The 16,576-nt window shown below is 28.4% G+C and carries 17 protein-coding genes; 16 read left to right on the forward strand and 1 reads right to left on the reverse strand.

Annotation, left to right across the window (positions count from 1 at the left end; genetic code table 11):
• Positions 1-46: 46 nt before the first annotated feature.
• From nrdR to spoIVA, 14 genes are all read left to right on the forward strand, one after another.
• Positions 47-502, forward strand: a complete 456-nt coding sequence (nrdR, locus tag C1715_RS11310; protein WP_102400594.1) for a transcriptional regulator NrdR — start codon at positions 47-49, stop codon at positions 500-502.
• A 43-nt stretch (positions 503-545) separates the two neighbouring features.
• Positions 546-1,253 (forward strand): peptidoglycan editing factor PgeF, encoded by a 708-nt coding sequence (gene pgeF, locus C1715_RS11315; protein WP_102400595.1) that lies wholly within the window; start codon positions 546-548, stop codon positions 1,251-1,253.
• An 11-nt stretch (positions 1,254-1,264) separates the two neighbouring features.
• Positions 1,265-1,957, forward strand: coding sequence for a response regulator (locus C1715_RS11320; RefSeq protein WP_102400596.1), 693 nt, complete (start codon positions 1,265-1,267; stop codon positions 1,955-1,957).
• A 2-nt stretch (positions 1,958-1,959) separates the two neighbouring features.
• The gene (pnpS, locus tag C1715_RS11325; protein ID WP_102400597.1) at positions 1,960-3,663 is read left to right on the forward strand and encodes a two-component system histidine kinase PnpS; all 1,704 of its coding nucleotides are present in this window, start codon (positions 1,960-1,962) and stop codon (positions 3,661-3,663) included.
• 187 nt (positions 3,664-3,850) lie between these two features.
• Positions 3,851-4,738 carry a phosphate ABC transporter substrate-binding protein gene (locus tag C1715_RS11330; protein ID WP_102400598.1) on the forward strand — a complete coding sequence of 296 codons (888 nt, stop codon included), beginning with the start codon at positions 3,851-3,853 and terminating at the stop codon, positions 4,736-4,738.
• A 136-nt stretch (positions 4,739-4,874) separates the two neighbouring features.
• Positions 4,875-5,774, forward strand: coding sequence for a phosphate ABC transporter permease subunit PstC (gene pstC / locus C1715_RS11335; protein ID WP_102400599.1), 900 nt, complete (start codon positions 4,875-4,877; stop codon positions 5,772-5,774).
• Positions 5,764-6,651 carry a phosphate ABC transporter permease PstA gene (pstA, locus tag C1715_RS11340; protein WP_102400600.1) on the forward strand — a complete coding sequence of 296 codons (888 nt, stop codon included), beginning with the start codon at positions 5,764-5,766 and terminating at the stop codon, positions 6,649-6,651. Before pstC ends, pstA begins: the two co-directional genes overlap by 11 nt.
• 9 nt (positions 6,652-6,660) lie before the next feature.
• The gene (gene pstB / locus C1715_RS11345; protein WP_102400601.1) at positions 6,661-7,413 is read left to right on the forward strand and encodes a phosphate ABC transporter ATP-binding protein PstB; all 753 of its coding nucleotides are present in this window, start codon (positions 6,661-6,663) and stop codon (positions 7,411-7,413) included.
• A 39-nt stretch (positions 7,414-7,452) separates the two neighbouring features.
• Positions 7,453-8,109 carry a phosphate signaling complex protein PhoU gene (phoU, locus tag C1715_RS11350; protein WP_102400602.1) on the forward strand — a complete coding sequence of 219 codons (657 nt, stop codon included), beginning with the start codon at positions 7,453-7,455 and terminating at the stop codon, positions 8,107-8,109.
• 50 nt (positions 8,110-8,159) lie between these two features.
• Positions 8,160-8,930 carry a type 2 periplasmic-binding domain-containing protein gene (locus tag C1715_RS11355; RefSeq protein ID WP_102400603.1) on the forward strand — a complete coding sequence of 257 codons (771 nt, stop codon included), beginning with the start codon at positions 8,160-8,162 and terminating at the stop codon, positions 8,928-8,930.
• Positions 8,931-9,187: 257 nt separating this feature from the next.
• On the forward strand, positions 9,188-10,525 hold the full coding sequence (locus C1715_RS11360) for a DUF512 domain-containing protein (RefSeq protein ID WP_102400604.1): 1,338 nt from the start codon (positions 9,188-9,190) through the stop codon (positions 10,523-10,525).
• 2 nt (positions 10,526-10,527) lie between these two features.
• A complete protein-coding gene (gene der / locus C1715_RS11365) occupies positions 10,528-11,844 on the forward strand; it encodes a ribosome biogenesis GTPase Der (protein ID WP_102400605.1) in 1,317 nt (438 codons plus the stop codon).
• Position 11,845: 1 nt separating this feature from the next.
• Positions 11,846-12,838, forward strand: a complete 993-nt coding sequence (locus C1715_RS11370; protein WP_102400606.1) for an NAD(P)H-dependent glycerol-3-phosphate dehydrogenase — start codon at positions 11,846-11,848, stop codon at positions 12,836-12,838.
• 124 nt (positions 12,839-12,962) lie between these two features.
• Positions 12,963-14,441: a stage IV sporulation protein A gene (gene spoIVA, locus C1715_RS11375; protein WP_102400607.1), complete on the forward strand. Its 1,479-nt coding sequence runs from the start codon at positions 12,963-12,965 to the stop codon at positions 14,439-14,441.
• A 210-nt stretch (positions 14,442-14,651) separates the two neighbouring features.
• On the opposite strand, the gene C1715_RS11380 is transcribed toward spoIVA, so the two are convergent.
• On the reverse strand, positions 14,652-15,506 hold the full coding sequence (locus C1715_RS11380) for a transcriptional regulator (RefSeq protein WP_102400608.1): 855 nt from the start codon (positions 15,504-15,506) through the stop codon (positions 14,652-14,654).
• Positions 15,507-15,970: 464 nt separating this feature from the next.
• Here C1715_RS11380 and C1715_RS11385 point away from each other — a divergent pair, with 464 nt between their 5' ends.
• Both C1715_RS11385 and C1715_RS11390 read left to right on the forward strand, forming a co-directional pair.
• Entirely contained in the window at positions 15,971-16,153 is a 183-nt protein-coding gene (locus C1715_RS11385; protein WP_102400609.1) for a hypothetical protein, read from the forward strand.
• Positions 16,154-16,235: 82 nt separating this feature from the next.
• A complete protein-coding gene (locus tag C1715_RS11390; RefSeq protein WP_102400610.1) occupies positions 16,236-16,472 on the forward strand; it encodes a holin in 237 nt (78 codons plus the stop codon).
• The last annotated feature ends 104 nt before the right edge of the window (positions 16,473-16,576 follow it).

Genomic DNA, 16,576 nt, shown 5'->3' on the forward strand with positions numbered 1-16,576 from the left:
ATAGTGTATAATAGTTAATATAATGTTGGAAGGAGGGCGTAGTATAGTGAAGTGTCCATATTGTGCATATGAAGAAAGTAAGGTAGTGGATTCAAGATCTACTGATGATAATACAGCCATAAGAAGAAGAAGAGAATGTTTAAATTGTAGCAAAAGATATACTACTTATGAAAAAATAGAAGATATCCCAATTTTAGTTATAAAAAAGGACGCCAGCAGAGAGTATTTTGATAAATCTAAAATAATAGCAGGGCTCATTAAAGCTTGCCAAAAAAGACCGGTTTCAAGAGCGCAGATAGAGGAAATAGCAGACGAAGTAGAAAAGGTTTTAAGCAATGAAATGATTACAGAAGTTAAGTCGGATTTGATTGGTGAAATTATTATGAAAAAGTTAAAAGATGTAGATGAGGTGTCCTATGTACGATTCGCATCCGTATATAGGCAGTTTAAAGATATTAATACTTTTATGGAGGAAATAAAAACTTTAATGTATAATAAATAAATTTTATTTTTAAAGTGGAGTAAAATTTTATATGAGGTGAAACATGATAGTTAAGAACATAGGAGAATATAGATTTATAGGAGAAGAATTTCAGGACTTGATTTTGTATTTTTCAACAGCTAAAGGTGGATTGAATTTTAATAAAAATACCAGTAAAGGATTAGAAAATATTAATAAATTAAAAGAATGGTTTGGTGCAGAAGAGGTAGGTTATTTAAATCAAATTCATAGTAATATAATAGTGGATTACCATGGAGAAGTACAGGATGGAGATGGAATTATTACCAATAAAAAATCAGTAGCTATAGGTGTTTTTACAGCAGATTGTGTGCCAATAATTATTTTTGATAAAAAAAGACAAGTAATTGCTGCGGTGCACAGTGGATGGAAGGGTACATATAATTTTATATTAAGTGATATAATAAAAAATATGATGGACAAGTATTTTGTACAAAGTAAAGATATAGTAGTTTATATTGGACCTCATATAAATAAATGCTGTTATAAAGTAGGAGAAGAATTAATTAGAGACTTTAAAAATGTGAAAATTTATGGCGAAAATGTAGTATGTGGTGATAAGTTAGATTTAACTCTATGTATTAAAAAACAATGCTTAAACTATAATATACCTGAAGAAAATATAAAAATATTGAATTCATGTACCTTCTGTGACGAAGAAAATGAATGGTTTTCCTATAGAAAACATAGAACTTCTAATAGAATGTTTTCATTTATAATGTTGAAGAAATAGGGGGAATCAGTATGGAAGAAAAGATATTAGTGGTGGACGATGAGGAACATATAAGGGAGCTTATAAAATTCAATTTAGAGAAAAATGGATATAAAGTTGGGTGTGCAGTAGATGGCAATGAAGCTCTAGAATATGTAAGAAAGCACATACCTAAATTAATATTATTAGACTTAATGCTTCCTGGCATTGATGGATATGATGTATGTAAAAGAATAAGAGGAGATAAAAATACAGCTAATATACCTATAATAATGATTACAGCTAAGGGTGAAGAGATAGACAAGATACTAGGATTAGAATTAGGAGCAGATGATTATATAACCAAACCTTTTTCTGTTAGAGAATTAATTGCTAGGGTAAAGGCTATGCTTAGAAGAGTAAATTTAAAGGAAAGTGAAAAGGTATATTATTTTGGCAACATTTCTGTAGATTTTCAAAAACATTTAGTTTTAAAAAATGGCTATGAGATAGATTTAACATTAAAAGAGTTTGAGTTATTGCAAATACTTATAGAAAATGCAGGCAAGGTAATGACTAGAGAAATACTTTTAGATAAAATTTGGGGATATGAATATATAGGAGAAACTAGGACTGTAGATGTTCATATTAGGCATTTGAGAAAAAAAATAGAAGAGGATGATAAAAATCCTAAATATATTCAAACTATAAGAGGTATAGGATATAGATTTAATTTAGGAGAATAAATATGAAGAAAAAAATGATGCTTTATTTGTGTGCTTCTATTGTTACAACTTTAGTTGTTGTAACAATGTTATTTATGTCTATTGCAAATCTTCAATATGAGGCTAATATAAGAAAACAATTGAAAAATAATAATAACATAATAAAAAATTTAATAGAAACTAATAATTTAAAGGATCAAAAGAAATTTTTTATAGAAAATTTTAAGGATACATACACTAGAATTACTTATATAGATAGATATGGAAATGTAATATATGATTCTAAGATCACCACAGAATTAGAAAATCATAAAGATAGAACAGAAGTAAAAATGGCAAGGGAGAAAGGTCAGGGAAGTGACCTGAGAATAAGTAGTACAACAAATGAAAAAACGCTATATGTTGCAACTAGGCTTCAAAATGGAAATATAATAAGAAGTTCTATGTCTTTTCATGTTATACAAAAATTTAATGAAGATTATATAAAATATTATTTTTTGGTAATGTTATTTGTATTTTTTGTTATAATTGTTTTTGCAAATAGAATTTCATACATAATAATTAAACCAATAAAAGATTTAGAATTTACCACTTCCAGAATAGCAAAAGGGGAATTAGATAGAAGGGTTAATGTAAATTCAACAGATGAAATAGGACAATTAGCCAAAAGTTTTAATAAAATGGCATCTAAACTTCAAGAGACAATTAATGATTCCGTAGACAAGCAAACTAGATTAGAGGCTATACTAAAAAGTATGGATAGCGGAGTAATAGCTATAGATAGAACTTTTAAAATAATAATGATTAATCCTTATGCGGAAGAAATTTTTGGAGTATTTGGAAATGTAGTAGGTAAGAATTTAATAGAAGGTATAAAAAGTTATGATATGGAAAATATATTTAAAGAAAACAATGATCAATATTGTGAGATAAGAACAGTACGGCCTTGTGAAAGAATCTTAAGAATAAAAACTGCAGATGTAGTAAATAGAAGTGAGTATATTGGCAAAGTTGCAGTACTTCAAGATATAACAGACATAAAAAAATTAGAGAATGTTAGAAGTGAATTTGTAGCTAATGTGTCTCATGAACTTAAAACTCCTCTTACTTCTATAAAAGGATTTGCAGAAACATTAAAAGAAGTAGAAGATCCTGAAACTAGAGAAAAATTTTTAAATATAATAAATGATGAAGCAGAAAGATTAACAAGGCTTATAAGTGATATAATGACTCTTTCTCATATAGAGAAGGCAAAAGAAGCTAAAAAGGAAACTATGGATGTAAATAAAATAATATTAGATATATATAACTTAATGAAAAACACCGCTGAAGATAAAGGGATAGACATGCATATTCTTGGGGATTCGGTTCCAACTATATATGGCAATGTAGACCGATTTAAACAAATGATAATAAACTTAGTAGATAATGCCATAAAATACTCTGAAATAGGAGATACAGTTTATATAATAACTGAAAAGTGTAAATATAATATAAAGATATGTATTAAGGATACTGGAGTAGGTATATCACAAGAACATATACCAAGACTTTTTGAAAGATTTTATAGAGTTGATAAAGCTAGATCAAGAAGTGCAGGTGGAACTGGATTAGGATTGGCTATTGTAAAGCATATAGTATTAAGTATGAATGGAAATATTGAGGTGGAAAGTGTAGTTGGTAAGGGAAGCAAGTTTACAGTTATATTACCATATAATGAAAATTAAAAATAGAAATTAAAAAAAGCTGCTGATGCAAAAACATCAACAGTTTTTTTAATTTGATAATTAATTTTACTCTTATGTTAATTTTATTTAACTTTTAATAAACCTTACTTAACATAACTATAATAATTTCTTAACTTAAAAGGAATATTATAAATAATGTAAAGTAACTCTATGAGGAGGTATGGAAATGAAAAATAAAAAATCAAAAAAGATACTATTATTTTTAATCATTGCTATGATTGGAACTGTTTTTGTGGGTTGTGGCAACAAAGCTAAAGAAAAAGCAAATGTAGGTAAGGAAGAATTATCAGGTACAATAACAGCACTAGGATCTTCAGCACTTCAACCTCTAGTGGAGGAGGTGGCTGTAGAGTTTTTGTCTAAAAATCCAAAAGCTAGAATAAATGTTCAAGGTGGAGGAAGTGGAGCAGGCATAAACCAAGTAGCCTCTGGAAATGTAGAAATAGGAAATTCAGATGTGGTAGCAGAAAAAAAACTTGATGATAAAAATTTAGCAAAAGAATTAGTTGATCACAAAGTATGCGCTATAGGATTTGCTATGGTAGTAAGTAAAGATGTAAATATAAAAACTCTTACTAAAGAACAAATTTCAGATATATTTTCAGGAAAGATTAGTAATTGGAAACAACTAGGTGGAGAAGATAAGCAAATTAATATAATTAATAGAGGAAAATCTTCTGGAACTAGAGCTACTTTTGTGGATACTATAATGGAAGGTAATTCAGAGAAGGAAGGTTTGGGTACAACACAAGATTCAAGTGGAAATGTAAGAGCAGCTATAAATAAAACGGAGGGAGCTATAAGTTATCTTGCATTATCTTATATAAGTGAAGATGTTAAAAAAGATTTAAATATAATAAGCATAAATGGTATAGAACCTACAGAAGAAAATATAATAAATAGAAAATATCCTTTTTGGTCCTATGAGCATATGTATACAAAAGGTGAACCTAAAGGATTAACTAAGGTATTTTTGGACTATATGGTAAGTGAAGAAAATAAAGATTTAATAAAGAAAATGGGGTATATACCTGTAGATGAAATAAAAAAATAATGGAATAGTGATTTAATAAAATTTACTTAAAACTCCATTTGTTTATGGAGTTTTAAATTTAAATGATTTATTAGTTATTAGAAATACTATATTTATTAGATATTCTAAATTATAAAGTCAGTTGAGGTATGTAAATATGAGAAATAAAATAAATTTTAATAATTTTAAAAATGAGTATATAGGAAGAGCATTCGTGACCTTTTGTGGTATTTTAATAGTAGCATTGACTTTATCTATAATATTCTTTATTGGAAGTAAAGGGATTAGAATTTTTACGGTACATCATTATTCTTTAAAAGATTTCTTATTTTCAACTAAATGGATGCCAGATGCTACCACTCCCTATTTTGGAACAGCTATATTTATAGTTGGTTCAATAATAATATCAATAGGAGCTGTAATTTTAAGTACCCCAACAGGTTTGGCAGTAGCAATATTTATGAAGCATATTTCTCCATCTTTTGGCAAAAAAGTGCTGCAACCAGTGATGGAATTATTTGTAGGAATACCTTCTGTAGTATATGGATGGGTTGGTATTAGTCTACTTATTCCATTTATAAAAAATACCTTTGGAGGCATAGGATTTAGCCTTTTAGCAGGAATAATTGTGCTCAGTATAATGATTTTGCCAACTATAACTAGCATAGCCTATGATTCACTAAATACTGTTCCCATAGAATACTTAGAAGCATCCTATGGCTTAGGAGCAACTAGATGGCAAACAATAACGAAAACTATAGTTCCCGCTTGCAAAAGTGGAATAATTACTGGAGTAGTATTAGGGCTTGCTAGGGCTTTTGGTGAAGCATTAGCTGTACAAATGGTAATAGGTAATGCAGTTAAAATGCCTAAGGGACTTTTGAATCCTACTAGTACCCTTACAAGTATTTTGACTATGGATATGGCAAATACCTTAACAGGTACTGCATGGAACGACGCTCTTTGGACTGTAGCACTATTATTACTTCTTATTTCATTTTTATTTATATTACTTACTAAGTTCATAAGTAGAAGGGGTGAGATGAGTGGACGCTAAGATTAAAGACAGAGCATGGACTGGAATACTATATTTTGTATCAGCTGTAGTAGTGCTTATATTAGCAGGATTAATAGGTTATATATTATATAAAGGAAATGGTTTTTTAAAATTTAGTTTTTTATTTGGCAAGGAGAAAAGAGTAGGTTCAGGAGGTGGTATAGGAGTTCAGCTTTTTAATTCTTTTTATATGCTTATTATAGCACTTTTAATAAGTGTGCCACTAGGTGTTGGAGCAGGAATATATTTAGCTGAATACGGAAAAGAAGGTAGATTTTTAAACATAATAAGGATAAGTATAGAAACCATGGCATCATTACCATCTATAGTGGTAGGATTATTTGGACTTTTGGTGTTTGTAAATTTAACTAATTGGGGATTTACATTATTTTCAGGAGCATTAGCAGTATCTATATTAAATTTACCTGCCCTTACTAGAGTCAGCGAGAATGCTATAAAGTCAGTATCTAAAGGTGTTAAGGAAGGAAGTTTAGGATTAGGAGCAACTAAGTTTCAAACTATTTGGAAGATAATCTTACCAGCTGCATTACCTCAAATACTTACAGGGATTATTCTTGCATCTGGAAGAATATTTGGAGAAGCTGCAGCACTTTTATATACAGCTGGTATGAGTGCACCACCTTTGGATTTTTCATTAGGTAATATATTTACTTCAAATTCTCCATTTAATGTTTTTAGACCAGCAGAAACTCTATCTGTGCATATCTGGAAACTTAACTCAGAAGGAATGGTTCCAGATGCGGCACAGATAGCTAGCAGAGCATCAGCAGTGCTTATAACTATGGTTTTATTATTTAATATTTTAGCAAGAATAGTAGGCAAGGTTATAGAAAGAACTTATATGGGAAGTAAATAGGAGGGCATTATGTATATTATAGAAACTAAGAATTTAGAACTTTTTTATGGAAATCACCAAGCTTTAAAGAATATAAACTTAAAATTTGAAAAAAATTCTGTTACGTCCTTAATTGGACCTTCCGGTTGCGGAAAATCAACATTTCTTAGAACAATTAATAGAATGAATGACTTAATTGATGGAGTTAAAATAAATGGTGAAGTAATATATGAAGATAACAATATATATTCGGAACATTGGGATACTATAGAATTAAGAAAAAAAATTGGGATGGTATTTCAAAAACCTAATCCTTTTCCAATGAGTATTTATGACAATGTGGCATATGGTCCTAGGATACATGGAATAAAAGACAAAAATAAGCTAGATGGCATAGTAGAAAAGAGTTTAAAGGGAGCTGCACTTTGGGATGAAGCTAAAGATAGATTAAAGAAGAATGCATTAGGATTATCTGGAGGGCAACAACAGAGATTATGTATAGCTAGAACACTAGCAGTGGAGCCACAGGTTATATTAATGGATGAACCTACATCAGCACTAGATCCTATATCTACATTAAAAGTTGAAGAATTAATGTCTGATTTAAAAGAAAAATATACAGTTATAATAGTTACTCATAATATGCAGCAAGCTGGAAGAATATCCGACAATACAGTGTTTTTCTTAAATGGGGAAATAGTTGAGTTTGGAAAAACTGAGGATATATTCTATAGACCTAGAGATAAAAGGACAGAAGATTATATAACTGGTAGATTTGGATAGAATATAATTATATGTGTTTTAAAAGGAGAGGTGTATTTCATGGTAAGAGAGGTTTTTAAAGCTAAATTAGAAGAACTCCATAGAGATCTTTTAAGAATGGGGAGTGTGGCAGAAAAACAAATTTCTTTGAGTATAGAAGGTCTCATAAAACAAGAAGATACTTTAGCAAAGAAAATAATTAAGGATGATGATATAGTAGATAATATGCAGAAAGAAATAGAAGATAAATGTATAAAATTAATTGCAATGCAACAACCTTTGGCCTCGGACTTAAGATATATATTTACTACTAGTAAAATAGTTACAGATTTAGAGAGAATAGCAGACCATGCAGTGGATATAGCGAAAATAACAATTATATTAAAAAATGAGGTTTATATAAAGGAACTTATAGACATTCCGAGGATGGCAGAAATAGTGCAAGATATGCTTATAGATGCATTGAATGCCTATATTGATAAAGATGTAGACAAAGCATATTTCGTTTGTAGATTAGATGATAAAGTAGATGCTATATATAAACAGGTTTTTAGTGAACTTTTAATCATAATGATGAAAGATATAAACACTATAAACCAAGCCACGCAATTTTTATTTATATGCAAATATTTGGAGAGAATAGCGGATCATATAACTAATATATGTGAATGGACTATATATTTAGTTACAGGAGAACAAGTAGACTTGAATGAATAATTAAATATAAATTGCAAAAACTATTATAAAAAATATAGAGGGTAGTGTATATGAAAAAATATTTATGTGCTATAATGAGTTTTTGCATTTTAGTATTTATAGGTTGTAATTCACCAAAGAAGGCTACGGAAAGTAATAAAAAGCCTCTAATTATTTGTGAAAAATCCACTTATCCTATGGTGATGGATCTAGTGGAAAATTATAATGCAAATAGCGGAAAAACAGCAGATATTAAATTAGTAGAAAATGTTTCAGAATTAAAGGGAGAAAAGAATAAAGATTATGCAATAATAAGTTATAAAAATAAAAAACTACAGAATCAAAATAAGGAATCACTGGGTATTGATGGTGTAGCTATAGTAGTAGATAAAGAGAAAAAGATATACAACGTAACAAGTGAGGAGTTGAATAAAATATGTGATGGAGCCATAAATAACTGGAAAGATATTAATAAAAATCAAGGAGAAATAAATATTTTAATTTTTAAAGGCATAGAAAGTTTTTTGAATTTAAAAAATAAAGTACAATATGTAAGCAGTAGCAAAGAACTAAAAAAGATAATGGATAAAGATAAAAATATTATGGCTTTAGTTCCTAAAATGCAGTTAAATGATGAAAATTTAACGTATATAAAATTAGACAATGTAGAATTGAATTCAAATAATATAAAAAATGGTTTATACAAGATAACACTTCCAATAAATATATATTATAATTCTAAGTCTAAAGAAGTATTAAGTGAATTTATAAGATATGTAAAAAGTGATAATGGTAAGAAAATTATAAAAAAGTATTGTACTGATGTAGATAAAAACTCCTAATACAGGGGTTTTTATTACTATTTGTGTTCTTGTACTTTAAATTATATATTAAATTTTCGTATATAATTTTTAAGTTTTACATTAGATTAAAAGGAAAATATAAATATAATTTCTAATTTAAAATGTATTAATGTAAAATTTAAATGTATAGTGTGTAAATAAAGGTAGGTTAAACTAAAACATTGACGAAGAATGCTAATTAATGTATTATAACATAATAGATATTATTAACCTTTTGAGGAGGAAACTAAATATAAATGGAAAAAAATCAAATATTAAAGGTTCAACCTGGAGGAATAGCAGAAGAAGTAGGAATTGAGCCAAATGATAAATTGTTAAGCATAAATGGAAATATAGTTAAAGATATAATCGACTATAAATTTTTAATAACAGATGAATTTGTAACAATAGAAGTAGAAAAACAAAATGGCGAAATTTGGGAAATTGAAATAGAAAAGGGATATGATGAGGAGTTAGGCATAGAATTTAAAGATTTTATTTTAGATAAACCTAGGAGTTGTCATAATAAATGTATGTTTTGTTTTATAGACCAACTTCCAAGTGGTATGAGAAAAACTCTTTATTTTAAAGATGACGATTCAAGATTGTCTTTTTTTCAAGGGAATTTTGTTACTTTAACTAATATGAGTGATGAAGAAATAGATAGAATCATAAAATATAAAATAAGTCCCATAAATGTATCTGTTCATACTACAAATCCTAAATTAAGGGAAAAGATGCTTAATAATAGATTCGCAGGAAGATTGTATGATATTATGAAGAAAATGGCTGCAGCCCAGATAGAAATGAATTGTCAAGTTGTTTCTTGTCCTGGTATAAATAATGGAAAAGAGCTTATAAAAACAGTGGAAGATTTATATAAATTATATCCATGGGTTAAGAGTGTTGCAGTAGTACCAGTAGGTATTACAAAATTTAGAGAAAATTTATATCCTCTAGATATATATTCTAAAGATACCGCTAGAGAAGAAATATTTAATATGAAAATAATACAAGAAAAATATGTAAATGAAATAAATAATCCATTTGTAAGATTATCTGATGAATTTTATGTAATGGCGGGATTGGATGTTCCTAAGAATCAGTTTTATGGTGAATATTCTCAGCTAGAAGATGGGGTGGGAATGATAAGAATCTTTAGAGAAAATATAGAAAAAAATCTTGAAAAATTAAGTAAAAAAAGTAAGGGAAGTTTTACTATAATTACAGGAAAGTCTGCATACAAAGAAATTCTAGATGCTTCTTTAAAAGTAATGGAATATAATGGTAATATAAAAATCAATGTGAAAAAAATAATTAATCATTTCTTTGGTGAAACTATAACTGTAGCAGGATTGTTAACAGGTAAAGACATAATGCAACAAACTAAGGAAGAAGAGTTAGGTGAGTATATAATATTATCTGATAATATCCTTAGAAAAGGGTATGAATTAGAGCAGAATTCTGATAAAGTATTATTGGATGATGTGACTATAGCGGAATTAGAAAGAAATTTTAATAGAAAAATAGTAGTTTGTGATTATACAGGAGAAGATTTAATAGACATAATTAATAGTTACAGTGAGGAGGAATAGATATGTCAAAGCCAATAGTTGCCATAGTAGGAAGACCAAATGTAGGTAAATCTACATTATTTAATAAGTTAGCCGGTGAAAGAATATCAATAGTAGATGATAAACCAGGTGTTACTAGAGATAGAATATACGCACAATCTGAATGGTTAAACAACAAATTTACTATAATAGATACAGGGGGGATAGAGCCTGAAAGAGACGATATAATAGTTAAGCAAATGAGAAGACAGGCGCAAATAGCTATAGAAACATGTGATGTTATAATGTTCATTGTAGATGGGAAAGAAGGACTTACTGCAGCAGACTATGAGGTAGGTCAAATGCTTAGAAAAAGTAAAAAACCTGTAGTATTAGTAGTTAATAAGATAGATAAAATTAGAGATGAAGACAATAAATATGAATTTTATAATTTAGGATTAGGTGAACCTAATGCTGTGTCAGCTTCACAAGCATTAGGCTTAGGAGATATGCTAGATGAAGTAATTGCTCACTTTCCAAAACTAGAAAATGAGGAAGAGGAAGATGAATTTGTAAGAATGGCTTTTGTTGGAAAGCCTAATGTAGGAAAGTCCTCACTTATAAATAGAATATTAGGTGAAGATAGAAATATTGTAAGTGACATACCAGGAACAACTAGAGATTCAGTTGATAGTTACATAGAAACAGAAGAAGGAAAGTTTATACTAGTAGATACAGCTGGTATAAGAAGAAAGAGTAAAGTTAAAGAAGAAATAGAAAGATATAGTGTTATAAGGTCTTTGACAGCAGTAGAAAAAGCAGATGTCTGTATACTTATGATAGATGCACAAGAGGGAGTCAGTGAACAAGACGAAAAAATCATAGGATATGCTCATGAAATGAATAAAGCTATAATGGTGATTGTAAATAAATGGGATTTGATTGAGAAGGACCATAAGACATTAAATAAATTTAAAATGGACTTTCAAACCAATCTATCATTTATACCTTATGCACCATACTTGTTTATATCTGCTAAAACAGGACAAAGAACACAGAAAGTTTTAAATATGGCAAAAGAATGTTACAATAGTTATTGTAAGAGAATATCCACAGGTGTTTTAAATGAAGTAGTAAGTAGAGCTGTATTGATGCAAGAACCTCCTGTAGTTGGAGGAAGGCGATTAAAAATATACTACGCTACTCAAGTGAGTATTAAACCACCTACTTTTGTATTTTTTGTAAATGATACTAGTACGTTACATTTTTCATATCAAAGATATTTAGAAAATCAATTAAGAGGAAGTTTTGAGTTTAATGGTACAGGTATAAAGCTTATATTTAGAGAGAGGAAGGAGTAAAATGAAAAAAGTTACTTTCTTAGGAGGGGGAAGTTTTGGAACAGCATTGTCTGTAATGTTAGCTAAGAAAGGTCTTAATGCTACTTTATGGGATAGAAAAGCAAGTGTAGTTCAAGATATTAATATAAAGAGAGAAAATATAAAATATTTACCTAATATTATAATACCTTCAAATGTATTTGCTACTAATGATTTAAAAGAAGCTATAGAAAAAAATAAATATATAGTATTAGCTGTTCCTTCTCATGCAGTTAGACAGTTATGCAGAGATATAAAGACTTTTGTCACTAAAGATAAAGTAATAATAAGTATAGCAAAGGGTATAGACGAAGAAAAGGGAGAAAGATTATCTCAAGTTATAAAAAGTGAATTGGATATAAAATCTGTAGTTATATTATCTGGTCCAAGTCATGCTGAAGAGGTAGCTTTAGATATACCTACTACTGTAGTAGTTAGTTCAGAACAAATGAATGTTGCTAAAGAAGTGCAAGATTTATTTACTACTAACAAATTTAGAGTGTACACAAATGATGATTTAATAGGTGTTGAAATCGGAGGTGCTGTAAAAAATATAATAGCTTTGGCTGCGGGAATTTCTGATGGAGTTGGCTATGGTGATAATACTAAAGCAGCACTTATGACTAGGGGTATGAGTGAAATAGTTAAAATAGGTACTAAATTAGGCGGAAAAAAAGAGACTTTTTATGGACTTGCAGGTATGGGAGATTTAATAGTTACCTGTACAAGTATGCATAGTAGAAATAGAAGAGCTGGAATACTTATAGGCAAAGGAAACACCATGGAAGAAGCTTGTCATGAAGTTGGAATGGTAGTAGAGGGAGTAAAGGCGTGTAGAGCTTTTTATAATCTGAGCTGTAAGTTAAGAGTTTCTATGCCCATTACAAAAATACTATATCAAGTTCTATTTCAAGGAAAAGATGTTAAATATGGTGTATATGAACTTATGACTAGAGATAAAAAAGACGAGATATAGATTATAGGGTTTATAAAAAAGCTTACATTAGATAAAAAATATCTAATGTAAGCTTTTTTGTAATATTTTAAATATTAAGTAATATATATATATTGTTAATATGTAAATAATGGGAGGGTATAACTTGGAAAACTTCGATATATATAAGGATATTGCTGAAAGAACCCAAGGGGATATATATGTAGGTGTAGTAGGGCCTGTAAGAACAGGTAAATCAACTTTTATTAAGAGGTTTATGGAACTGATGGTTTTACCTAATATAACTAATCCTCATAAAAAGGGTAGAGCTAAAGATGAACTCCCTCAAAGTGGTTCAGGAAAGTCTATTCATACAATGGAGCCAAAATTTGTGCCTAATGAAGCAGTGGATATAAACATAAATGATAATACTAAATTTAAAGTAAGAATGGTGGATTGTGTAGGGTATATAGTAGATGGTGCATTAGGCTATATGGAAAACGAAACACCTAAGATGGTGACTACTCCATGGTATGATTATGAAATTCCTTTTGAGGAAGCAGCAGAAATTGGAACAAAAAAAGTTATAAATGAGCACTCTACCATAGGATTGGTGGTAACTACTGATGGATCTATTACGGATATAACTAGAGAAGAATACGTAAAAGCAGAAGAAAGAGTAATAAATGAACTTAAATCTATAAACAAGCCTTTTATAGTGGTTTTAAATACTAAAAATCCTTATGATCCTGGGACTATAGAATTGCGAAAAACATTAGAGGAAAAGTATGATGTCCCAATTCAAATAGTGGACGTATTGAATATGAAGGATGAAGACATAAAGAATATATTAGAAAGAGTATTAAAGGAATTCCCTGTAAAAGAAATAAATGTGGATATGCCAGAATGGATAGAAAAATTGCAACCTAGTCATTGGTTAAAGATAAACTTTATAAATTTAGTAAAGGATATGTGTAAGAACATATATAAGATTAGAGATATTAGAAAATCTATATCGGATTTTAGTAAAATTGAGTTTTTAGATAGTTCTAATTTAATGGAAATAAATATGGGTGAAGGAACAGCTAGGCTAGAATTGAATCCTAAAAGAGAGCTTTTTTATAAGATATTAGGAGAGAAGTGTAATAGAGATATAAAAGGTGAAAATGAATTATTGGATATAATAGGAGATTTATATAAAGCAAAAGTGGAATATGATAAAGTATCTGAAGCTCTTAATGATGTAAAAGAAACAGGTTACGGATTGGTTGCTCCTCAATTAGATGAAATGAAATTGGAGGAACCAGAAATTGTTCAACAAGGTGGCAGATATGGAGTTAAGTTAAAAGCTAGTGCACCATCCTTACATTTCATAAAAGCGGATATAAATACCGAAATTTCGCCAATAATGGGTACGGAAAAACAAAGTGAGGAGTTAGTTAAGTCTATTCTAGAACAATTTGAAAGTGATCCTTCAAAAATATGGCAAAGTAATATGTTTGGAAAATCCATAGAGGTACTTGTAAAAGATGGCCTTCAAAAAAAATTATATAAAATGCCGGAGGATGTACAGATGAAATTGCAGAAAACTTTAGAAAAGATAATAAATGAAGGAAATGGAAATTTAATATGTATAATATTATAAAAATATTAAACAGGCTGATTCAAATCAGCCTGTAATTTTAAATTTTACTTAAAAACAACAACAGCATATTATTAAAATAAATATTATGAACCATATGCAACAACCATATCCATACCAGAACATATGCAGCTCTCCTTTCTTTAATTTTTATAAAATAAGGAGAGAAAGATTTCCTCAATACATTCTATTATAAATATAGTTGTTTTGTTACTAAGAGTCTTTTTTATTAATTTTTTGAGTGTTTTCTCTTTCTTCAAGAAGAGATTTTATTTTTAAATTATACTTATCTATAATAGAATTGATTTTTGAGTTGTGAATCTTTTCTAATTGCAAAATTTCTTTTTCTTTTTCTATAATGAGTCTATCTTTTAAGGATTCTAGAGTCTTTCTATTTTCATTGTTAACTATTTCTATATTTTTTTCTAAAGTAGATATTTGATAATCTTTTTTTAGTAGTATTTCTTTATTTTCAGAAGAAAGTTTTTCTAGGGAAGATTTTAAAGAAATATTATCATTTTTTAAATTATCTATATATTCCTTATCTTTTATAGATTCTTCTGAAACTTTTTTTAAATGGTTTAATTGTTGGGAAAAATCATATAGCTTTTGATTATATTCTTTTATAAGAAGTTTATTACTATTATTAATATCTTCTAGAGAAGAAATTTTATTTAATAGCTCTTCTTTAGAAGATTTAATTAGTTCTAAATCATTACTTAGTTTATTGTTTTTATCTTGTGAACATTTCAAATCTTCTCCTAACGAGAGTATTTTTTCTTCTTGGACTTTTAATTGATTCTCATATACTTCATTATTAGAATTTTTTATGTTATCTATCCTATGAGCTAAATTAATATATATACTATTTATCCTAGATGTTAAATATTGTAGTTCAACAATGTCTTGAGCTACTTCAGGAGTAGATTTTTTTGTATTTTCCATTTCGTAAATATTCACAAGATTTTGCATGAAGTCTTTACCTTGCATGCCAGAATCTTTAATTATTTTAGTTAATTTTTGTTTTAATTCTTCATTTACCTTTACTCCAAATGTTACATCGGCCATTTAAATCACCTCTTTAGTTTATTACTGAACTTTCGCACATAATTTTGAAGATTTACATTATGTAAAGAGAAAAAATACAAGTATAAATTTTAATGATTACACCTTTCTATTTATAACTAACTCAACTTTCGCACATAAAGTTCAAGCTCTACATTAGATTAATAAGGGTTTTAAATTTAAAAAATTCTTTGAGTTTTGTCCTTAACTCTTACTTCTTAGCTATTCCCTATTACTTACCTGCAAATTTTAAATTATAGTTAGTTTATAAAAGAGCTTTATTCTTCATTTTAAATGTTATATCTTTTAACTGCGAAAGTTGAATAACTAAATAAAAAAAGGTAATTGTGATTTTATAACTACGAAGGTTGCATACTTAATAATTATAGCATAGTCATTGATGAATAATAACTAAATTACTTCAAATAATACTAATAGATACTAATATATTATTGGGAGGGATATATATGGATTTAAGCACAAAGGACGTATTGAAGAAGAAAATACTAGATGCGCAAGAAAATGTAAGAGATTATCAAATGCATTCTTATAATGTGCAGGATAAAGACGTAGCTTCTCTTTTTAAAGAATTTGCGGAAGAATCTGCAATGCAAGCTAAAAGAATGCAAGAAGTATTAACTAAATTCTAGATAGATATTGTAGGAATTTGTAACCGTTTTATAAAATTTTAAGTAAAATATAGTAAAGGAAAAATTTTAAGGAGATGGAAATTTGAGTAGATTTAGAAATTATGGATTATGGCTTTCTATCTTTGCTTTTATTCCTTTACTTTTAGAGGGTTTCGGGTTAGATGTGGTTCCTAAAAATTATAGTGAAATAGTTAATTCATTTTTGGGGATTTTAGTACTAGCAGGAATACTAAATAATCCTAGTACCCAAAACAAAGGATATCTTGATGATGAAATAGATGATGATGATCAAACTGGAAAAGAAGATTTAGATAAATAATAAATAAATTTTTATAAGCTAAGTTAAATTTAACTTAGCTTTTTTTCATTTTATGATGTATTTATGATAAAAATATTGTAAAATAAATTTGTATAGAAGGAATT

This window comes from Haloimpatiens massiliensis (assembly GCF_900184255.1).
GTDB lineage: Bacteria > Bacillota > Clostridia > Clostridiales > Clostridiaceae > Haloimpatiens > Haloimpatiens massiliensis.